The sequence below is a fragment of the Brevibacillus sp. HB1.1 genome (genome assembly GCF_013332445.1).
GTDB classification, from domain to species: domain Bacteria; phylum Bacillota; class Bacilli; order Brevibacillales; family Brevibacillaceae; genus Brevibacillus; species Brevibacillus porteri.
The window spans coordinates 111,520-120,194 of sequence record NZ_JABMIV010000014.1 but is presented as its reverse complement, the minus strand read 5'-3'; the positions used below and the strand labels follow the sequence as shown (position 1 = coordinate 120,194).

Here is an 8,675-nt window from a genome sequence, read left to right as displayed (position 1 = left end):
TTAATGCCTCTAGGTCAAAACACCTAACTCAATGTACTATGAATACTATAAAATTGAATATAGATATCTAGTATTTGATGAAATAAAAAGAATGGGCAACTCTACATTGAATACTGTAAAGTCACCCATTCTGACTAGTTAAGTTAACTGCGTTTTGCTGGCGGTACCCCTCTATGAACTTCTCCTATACATATTCATGAGCCAACATCAAAAACACACTGGACGTCCAAGTAAATGCCCGGTCTCTCAGTCCATCCCCTGTCAGCGCATCGAAATTTTCCGCCATTCCACTGCGGGCTGCCATTCGACAAAAACGTCTGGCAATCTCCTGAGAAAACGCTACTTCGCCTGCTCTCCGTAATCCATCTACCAACAGCATCGTCACTGGTGCCCAGATCGGACCTAGCCAATAGCCATCCGCGCGGTAGAAGGAACTAGTTGGACTCTCCGTAGCCAATCCATTCTCGGTCAAAAACCGCTCCTGCAAGTCCGCAATCAGCTTGGCTCGGATGTCCTGCGGCAGCTTTTCGCCAAGCACCAGTGGCATATAGCGAATCAAGCTGTCTCCTTGGGTAGGCTGATCGCTTCCGGAGTGAGTCGCGTAGAAATTCTCCCCGTTCCAATGCTTCTCCATGAGCCGTTGCAGCGTCATTTCGGCCTTTTCCAGCCACCTCGCTGCCTCTTCATGACGTCCCAATCTCTTCGCCAAATCCGCCAACACATCCATTTGCAGAATCAAATACGCAGGCAGGTCCGGGCTTTCGATTGGCGCCCCATCGAGGAAAATTGTGCTGTTGTCCCAGCCGCAGTCATAGCCGTGATTATACTGCGGAATCCCGTCTTGATCATCATCGCGGTAACGGAACCACCAATTGGTCCAGCGACAAAGCGGCTCGTACACCTCTTCTAGCATCTCGTTCGTAATCGCGTCGTTCCGATCCAGCATCCAGCGCAGCGCCCAGCCGTGAATCGGAGGCTTGCAGCAATTCCACAACGCATACCGATCATTGATAAAATCGGGGAAGACACCACTTTCGTCCTGCCTGTCGATAAAGATCATGAGCTGATCCCACGCCAGCGGCAAGTTTGCTCGCGTCAGTGCCATCGCATTGAAGCAATGATCCCAGCTCCAGATATTTGTCATCCAGTTTTTGGACATGTACATCGCAGATCGTGGCAGATAGCCTTCTGGTCTCACCACACAAGACCAAGTGATGTACGCCGCGAGTTCTCGTGCTTTACTCAAGCCTTCGCGATGCTCCTCAGATACAGAAAGTGTCTTTTTCAGCCAATCGTCGTACTCTTTTTGCACCTGTTCCCAACCATCGGCAAAAGCGGGATAGCTGCGTTCCTTCCAGACGGTGTGGAACTCCTCCAGTACACCTTCCAAGACATCTGTTTCCTCGTCGGGATGAAAGGTTACGCTTACTTGCTGTTCACGCGATGCCTTCGTAGGGTTGACCATCAGCGCTCCAGCAAGCGGAGTCACTCGCAAGCGAATTTCCGTGGAAAAATGATTGATTTCCCAGCATCCGGCTCCTGCTTGAATCGCATAATCAGCTGCCGTCGATTCCAGCACCAGTCGCAATCCAACACCTTGACCACGTACCTGCACCAGCTGCGGCTCGCTCATGCACAGCTTCACTTCGCCTTTATCCCCGTAAAGACGCAGCAAGGTTGGTGTAGCCTCCGTCTCAAATGGAATCGCCACACCATCCGCTACCATTTCGATTCGAAAAATCGCGCCATCGTGGTTGTCACCTCCACGAATATTGCGTAAATACAGCCCTTCTGTTCGCTTGGCGTTACCTAGTCGCGAGAGTACGAGATACGACCCGTATCGGCTAAAAGGAACGATTCCTAAATCAAACTGCATATGTCTCACCTCGAGGTTGCTTCGTCGATCGTTTACGATCGCGCTTTTCCAACAGACGACTGAATCTGGCGTTCATCCACCAGACGGGCAGACTCGCTCCCAACAAGATCGGCAAAACAGGAATCGCCAGCAAGAGAATCATGAGAAGGAGCAAGCCTCCCATCGTGACGAGCGAATGCAACGGAAAGGCCGCGACCAGCCAAAACGATTGCTTGAGCGTCCTCTTTACGTCTGCATCCTCCCGAACAAGCAGGGAAAAGGCGTGGCAAGAGGTAGCCGCATGCAAGAATCCGATCCCCGCAAAAACGGCCGCAATCGAGAGCCCCCACAGGGAGCCCAAGCGCAGGAAGAACACCACATCGCCCCACAGAATTGCCCCCGTTAGCACCGTCCCTGCGCCAAGCCATTGGCTCCTCCAGAAGTAGTGGCGAAAAGCATGCCAGAAGGCGGACGGAAGCCCACGGTCACTCCACTTGCCGCTCAGTACGTCGTGCAGAGCAGCTGTCGCTGGATAGATTCCAAAGACGATGCCTCCCATGAGCGTGCACACCACCCACATGAGATGCGCTGCCGCCATCCGCAACAATCGCTCACCAAATTGATGAAATGACCATGCCCAGCCTTCCCACTTCGCCCGATTCCCCACTTCTGCTCCCTCCTTACTTGATAGCCTCTTACTTAATAGCAACGCCAGCTGAATTGTCTACGATATATCGTTGTGCGAGGAAAAAGAGGAGTAACGGCGGAAGCGAGATCAGGAATGTTACCGCCATCAGCCCGGTAGCCTCTACTTCATACATCCCTTTAAATTGCGCCAGTCCCAGCGTCAGCGTGTACTGACTTTGGTCATTCAAGAAAATGAGTGGACCCAAATAATCGTTCCATGTGCCCAAGATGTTGAATACACTCACCAAAATCAGAGCAGGCATCATCAACGGCATAATAATCCGTGCGTAAATCTGAAACGAACCCGCACCATCAATACGCGCTGCCTCATCCAGCTCACGAGGAATGGTCAAAATAAACTGTCGCATGAGGAAAATATAAAACGCTGACCCGAAGAACGAAGGAACAATCAACGGCTTGAGCGTATTGATCCAGCCCAGGTAGTTGAATTCCATGTACAGCGGGATCATCGTCACTTCCCACGGAATCATCATCGTAGCCAGAACGACCATAAACAGAAAGTCTCTCCCTTTAAACGTAAACCGAGCAAAGCCGTATGCGACCAGCGAAGACGAAATCAACTGACCAATCGTAGTCAGGATCGTCACCGTCAACGAGTTTTCCAAATAGAGATGAAACGGCTGCGACATCCACGCATTCCCGAAGTTCTCCCAATGCAGCACATCCGGAATCCATTTTGGTGGATACTGCAAAATCTCATCGTCCGACTTGAGCGCAGTAGAGATCATCCAGTAAAACGGTGCGAGAAAAAGGAAAGAGAAAAAGATCAAGCTCGCATAAGCGATCGTTTTGCGTATCACGCTTCTTCCCCTCCCCTGCGGTTGTCGCCCTCGTAGTACACCCATTTGCTGGACGTTTTGAACACGATGAAGGTCAATACCAGTATGATCGCAAACATAAACCAGGAGTTCGCCGAAGCATATCCCATCTTGAAGTATTTGAAGGCGTTGTCGTACGCGTACATGGCATAGAAATACGTAGACTGCAACGGTCCGCCTCCTGTGAGCAGGAGTGCTAGACTTAACTGCTGGAACGCACTAATGATCGTCATAATCAGGTTAAACAAAATCGTTGGGCTCACCATCGGCAGTGTAATGCGGAAAAACTTTTGTACTGCCCCTGCCCCATCAATCGAAGCCGCTTCATACAAGCTCTCCGGAATGCTTTTGAGCCCCGCCAGGAAAATCAATACCATGGAGCCTTGCCCCCATAGACTCGCGATTACCATGGCAATGAGCGCCCACGTCGTATCGTTTAGCCAATCGGGACCTGTAATCCCAACCAGACTGAGCAAATAGTTGAAAATACCGTATTCCCCGTCGTACACCCACGCCCAAATCATCGCCAGCGCCACACCGGAAATCACGCTCGGCAAGTAAAATACGGTGCGGAAAAAGCCGCTGCCTTTTACCTTCTGATTCAGCATCATGGCCAAAAACAACGCGATGAACAAATTCAACGGTACAAATAACAACGCAAATTTAATCGTGATCCAGAGCGATTGCCAAAACAATGGATCGTCCGTAAACATATTGACGTAGTTGTCCAAGCCGACAAACGTAACCTCACCAACGACAGGCCAATCAAAAAAGCTCATGACGAGTGAAAACAGCATAGGTCCCAGCGTAAAAGCGAGAAAGCCGAGAATCCAAGGCAAGATAAAAAGATAGGGCGTAAGAAACGCCCTTCCCTTGAGTTTTTTCGGTTGAACGGTCATGGCAGGCTGTTTATGTGTCACAACACTCTCTGTATTCAATTCCCTGACCCCTTCCCGTTATTTTTCTAAAAACTTCTGGGAGTCTTTGACTGCCTTGTTCAGTAATTCCTCGGCATTTTGTCCCATCATGATCGCATTGACCGCTGCGGAAAGGTTCCGGTTGATTTCGTTCCAGTGCGGATTCAACAGGAAGGCAGGCGTGTCAGTCGATTGTTCCAATGTCTTATAGAACGGCGCGTAGAGTGGGTCCTGATCGAGCTTCTTTTCTTGTACGACACTAATACGCACAGGCAAGTCAGATGTACGCATCTTGATCGCATCACTGGAAACGAAGAACTTCAAAAACTCCCAAGCCAGTTCTTTGTTTTTGGAATCCTTGGCGATCGATACAGAGGAGGTTCCGATGACACCCTTACTAGGCTTGCCAGGGAATTGCGGCATCACGACCGTACCAAAATCGACATTCGCCTTCTTGTACGACTCGAGCGACCATACGCCGTTGTCATACATCGCGAGCTTACCCGCTTTGAACAAGTCGTTCCCGCTCTGCTGGTTTTTTCCACCGACAAGCAAAGCGCTCTTGTCTTTCGTCAAATCACTGAAAATTTGCAGGGCTGCTGCCGTTTCCTTGCTGTTCATGTAGCCTTCGATGGCTTTTCCATCAGGGCTAATAAAGCTACTGCCGTTGCTCCACACGAACTGCTGCAAATCGTACGTATCCGGCTCCGAACGAACAGCGAAGCCGTACTGCTTCTTATCGCGAACGGTCAGCTGTTTGGCGGCCGATTTGAAATCATCCCACGTCCAGTCGTCTGTCGGAAGTGGTACATTTGCTTCGTTAAACAGCTTTTTGTTGTAGAAGACGACCCGCGTCGAGAAGCCCGCTGGGAGACCGAACAATTTTCCATCGAATCGATTATAGTTTAAGAGGCCTTGGTAAAAGTCGTCGATTGCCACTGATGGGTCCTTCTTTACGTACTCATCCAATGGCTCGAGCGAGGCGTGGTACGTTGGGAAATCCCACATGTACATGACATCCGGCGGGTTTTTCGCTCCGAATGCCGCTACCAGCTTCTGATCAAAACCATCTGCATATGCCTCGACTTGTACCTTCACACCCGGATTTTTCTGTTCGAATTGTTTCGCGATATCTTGTTGGATCTTCAGCATTTGGTCCGTATCCCATGTCGCGAAACGCAATGTAACCGTTTCCTTTTTATCAGACGATTCTGGCGTTGTCGTACCTGTGTTACTAGACGTGCCGTCTGATCCTGATGGCTGGGCTTGTGAACAACCAGCTACGACGGCCAAAAGAAGTGCCATACCAGCTGCCATCCATTTTGACGCAACCTTTTTCATCTGTGATCCCCCCTAAATTTACCCCTCATTTTTCTTTATTTTAATGAAGGGAAAAAAACGGTGAAACCGCCAACTGTTCGCAATAGTGCGTCAATTTGTTTCCTTTTTTTCGCTTTGTTCAGGTTTGCGCGGTGGAGTGGACGATTGTTCGACTGGAACCCTCCTTTTGTTTGAAACGGTAGTGGCTCGGGGTCATCCCTGTACATTTTTTAAACCATTTGCTGAAGTATTTCGCGTCAGGAAGACCGACTCGCTCCGCTACCTCCTGAATGGACAGCGTTGTTTCATCCAGCATCGCTCGGGCCATTTTTACCCGGCGCTTGTCGAGAAACTCGCCGAAGCTCTCGCCCACTCCCTTTTTAAACATCACGCTAAAATGACTACGGCTCAGTCCCACCTGTGAAGCTACCTCACTGACCGTCAATGGCGTATCCAGACGATCGAGCGCATAATGAACAGCCTGCTTGATTGGCTCCTGCCACGGATCTTGAATGACGCCGTACTTGCGCGCCCGCTCCGTGCGCTGGTAGAGCATTCGTACCGCCTGAATCCACGGTTCGAGTCCAGCAAACGGACTTGTTGTCTCCCAGCTCGTCACCTTTCCAGCCAGCTTCCATTCCACGAGCAAGGATTCTACCTGTCTGCTAATACTTGCGGGAGTCAGTAAAAAACGGATATCGCCACATGCGATCCACTCCCATTGGCTGTCCAGCTCCCGTGAAATCCATGCCCGCTCCTGCTCCTCGCCATTTGCACTGCTGCCCATCCCTTCCAAGAGCCATACACGCATGGAATCGTTCATCCACGACCAGTGTGATTGCAGGAGGGAGGACAAGCTTTGCTCGAAATCCCGGCTCAAACCAGTCAACCACGCACCGAATTCCCGCTTCCATTCATCAGGGCGTTCCCTACTTTTATCGGGTCGCGCGCTCTCGCCTGCCAGCTCAGACCGCAGCTTTTCCAACAACGTCCCCCATTCCTCATCCTGAAACTCGGTCTTCAACAAATATCCGGACACCCCGAGAGAAATTCCCTGCTGGGCAAAAGCAAAATCGCGGTGACAGCTGAGCAGAAGCATCTTTGTTTGGGGAGCGTGCTCCTTCACTCGCCTGCACAGCTCCAACCCATCCATTTCCGGCATGACGATGTCCGTAATCACCAACTCGGGCTGTATTTGCAGGAAAGCCTCCCAGCCTTTCCGACCATTCGGTGCATCCGCTACCACTTCCATCCCGTAGCGACTCCACGGCACCATTGCCTTCAGTCCTCTTCGCACCAGCACTTCGTCATCCACAATCATTACCTTGATGTTCATCAGGAATTTCCTCCCTTTTCGGCCATGTGATTTGAATTGTGGTTCCTTCTCCTCTGACAGATGAAATTTTCATGCCGTGCTCCATACGGAAATGAAGCTTGAACTTCTGATCGACGTTGTACACGCCGAGCCCTCGTTTGCTAGAACGCTCCAGATCAGGATCGAGAAGTTTGGCCAATCGCTCCGGCACAATTCCTGCGCCGTCATCTTGCAACAACAGCGTCACAAGCCCTTCTTTTTCACTGACACGGATCCGGATCGTTCCATGCCCGTCTTCGAATGCGTGGAAAAAGATATTTTCCAAAAGCGGCTGGAGAGTCATTCGCGGGATCAAATAGCGACGGCAAGCCTCTACTCCCGTCTGTTCAAATTGAAAAACGGGCCCATACCGCAGCTCTTGGATTTGCAGAAAATGCTCGACGGTTTGCAGTTCCTTTTCCAACGGGACGAGCTCCTGCGTGATGTCGAGGTTGCCCTCTAGCACTTTGATGAGATGATAGAGCATATTGCCGATTTCATTGGCGCCAGATAATCTTGCCTTCCACTGGATGGAATTGAGTGTATTAAACAACAGATGCGGATTGATCTGGTAGTGAACGGCTCGCAGCTCTGCTTCCTTTTTCAACTGCTCGGTGCGACTCACCTCGGCGATTAGCGTCTGAATCCGCCTCACCATCTGGTTGAAGCTCACCCCTAACCGCCCCAGCTCGTCTTCTGTATCGACCTCTGCGCGCGTCTGCAATTCGCCTGTTCCTACCAGCCGCATCGTTTCTTGCAGTCGTTTGATTTTGCCTGTAATCCGTTTGGAAAATAAATACGCCAAAAGAAGTGCCAGCACGGCCGAAAGAATCAGCGCCGCGATAAAAAAGGATTGAATCACTTCCGCAGAGCGGTTCATTTGCTCGTAAGGCAAGCGCACCTGAATCATCCAGTTGTTGGACTCCAGTGGCTTGTTCCAGACGATATCGCTCTCTTGCTGGACGAACGTACCCGCAGTCTGGTAAATTAGCTCGCCATTTTTGGCTGTAATCGTTACATACGCACTCATGTCCTCTTCCAGCTGTTCAAACAACTGAAACAGCTTGCCTGCTTTCATCTCGATCAAAATCCGGCTATCCTTCAATACGCCATAACCGCTGAGAACAGGAACGACCAGACCGAGTACCTTTTCCTGATTTCGCAGCTCCGCCTCATCCTGAAATCCGACATAATGCCGTGGTGTGTAAAAACCGATCCATCGCTCCTCATCCAGCTTGGCGGGCAGCCCCTTCCACCACCATTCCCGCATCAGATCCTTTCCATTGATCACATTTTCCCCGAAAAAGTAACCGGAGGGCGTCACGATAAAAATGCCTTTTGTATCAAGGTTGCGGTGCGCCCCCAGGTATCGCTCGAAGTTTTTTTGTTCCAGGAAGCCTGTGTACGTCTTCGGCTGTTCCTCCCGCATGACGACCAACGTCGGGTCTGACACGTACGTATTGATGTCATAAGCCATGTATCTCATTTGACTCAGGTAGTTGTCGATCTGGATTTGCAGCTGCGTAGCGATATACTCGCCTGACTTGCTAAATTGCTCGCGAACGACCATCGACGATTTCCAATACGCCATACTCCCTAGCGTAATCAGCGGAATAATGGCTGCAATCAGCATAAAAGCGAGCAGCTTGGCATGAATGCTTCTGCGCGGGAAGAGCGACCATGACTTCATGTGACAGAACCAC

Annotated in this window: 7 protein-coding genes; all 7 read right to left on the bottom strand. The window is 50.6% G+C overall.

Translation table 11 applies throughout. The features are described 5' to 3' along the window. Window positions 1-184: 184 nt before the first annotated feature. The 7 genes from HPY27_RS26820 to HPY27_RS26790 all read right to left on the bottom strand — a co-directional run bounded on the left by HPY27_RS26820 (window position 185) and on the right by HPY27_RS26790 (window position 8,662). Window positions 185-1,876: an amylo-alpha-1,6-glucosidase gene (locus tag HPY27_RS26820; protein WP_174226392.1), complete on the bottom strand. Its 1,692-nt coding sequence runs from the start codon at window positions 1,874-1,876 to the stop codon at window positions 185-187. Continuing rightward, a complete protein-coding gene (locus HPY27_RS26815; RefSeq protein WP_017246739.1) occupies window positions 1,866-2,522 on the bottom strand; it encodes a YesL family protein in 657 nt (218 codons plus the stop codon). The genes HPY27_RS26820 and HPY27_RS26815 overlap by 11 nt, the downstream gene beginning before the upstream one ends. 28 nt (window positions 2,523-2,550) lie before the next feature. Next, window positions 2,551-3,363: a carbohydrate ABC transporter permease gene (locus HPY27_RS26810; protein WP_017246740.1), complete on the bottom strand. Its 813-nt coding sequence runs from the start codon at window positions 3,361-3,363 to the stop codon at window positions 2,551-2,553. Then, window positions 3,360-4,280: a carbohydrate ABC transporter permease gene (locus HPY27_RS26805; protein WP_174226394.1), complete on the bottom strand. Its 921-nt coding sequence runs from the start codon at window positions 4,278-4,280 to the stop codon at window positions 3,360-3,362. The genes HPY27_RS26810 and HPY27_RS26805 overlap by 4 nt, the downstream gene beginning before the upstream one ends. A gap of 57 nt (window positions 4,281-4,337) precedes the next feature. Next, a complete protein-coding gene (locus tag HPY27_RS26800; RefSeq protein ID WP_017246742.1) occupies window positions 4,338-5,639 on the bottom strand; it encodes an ABC transporter substrate-binding protein in 1,302 nt (433 codons plus the stop codon). Window positions 5,640-5,757: 118 nt separating this feature from the next. Further along, window positions 5,758-6,954 (bottom strand): response regulator transcription factor, encoded by a 1,197-nt coding sequence (locus HPY27_RS26795; RefSeq protein WP_017246743.1) that lies wholly within the window; start codon window positions 6,952-6,954, stop codon window positions 5,758-5,760. Beyond that, entirely contained in the window at window positions 6,926-8,662 is a 1,737-nt protein-coding gene (locus HPY27_RS26790) for a cache domain-containing sensor histidine kinase (RefSeq protein WP_069850049.1), read from the bottom strand. The genes HPY27_RS26795 and HPY27_RS26790 overlap by 29 nt, the downstream gene beginning before the upstream one ends. Between the last annotated feature and the right edge of the window lie 13 nt (window positions 8,663-8,675).

Coding starts and splice junctions, on each gene's coding strand:
- HPY27_RS26820 (WP_174226392.1), bottom strand. CDS start 1,876: ATGCAGTTTGATTTAGGAATCGTTCCTTTTAGCCGATACGGGTCGTAT.
- HPY27_RS26805 (WP_174226394.1), bottom strand. CDS start 4,280: ATGACCGTTCAACCGAAAAAACTCAAGGGAAGGGCGTTTCTTACGCCC.
- HPY27_RS26800 (WP_017246742.1), bottom strand. CDS start 5,639: ATGAAAAAGGTTGCGTCAAAATGGATGGCAGCTGGTATGGCACTTCTT.
- HPY27_RS26795 (WP_017246743.1), bottom strand. CDS start 6,954: ATGAACATCAAGGTAATGATTGTGGATGACGAAGTGCTGGTGCGAAGA.
- HPY27_RS26790 (WP_069850049.1), bottom strand. CDS start 8,662: ATGAAGTCATGGTCGCTCTTCCCGCGCAGAAGCATTCATGCCAAGCTG.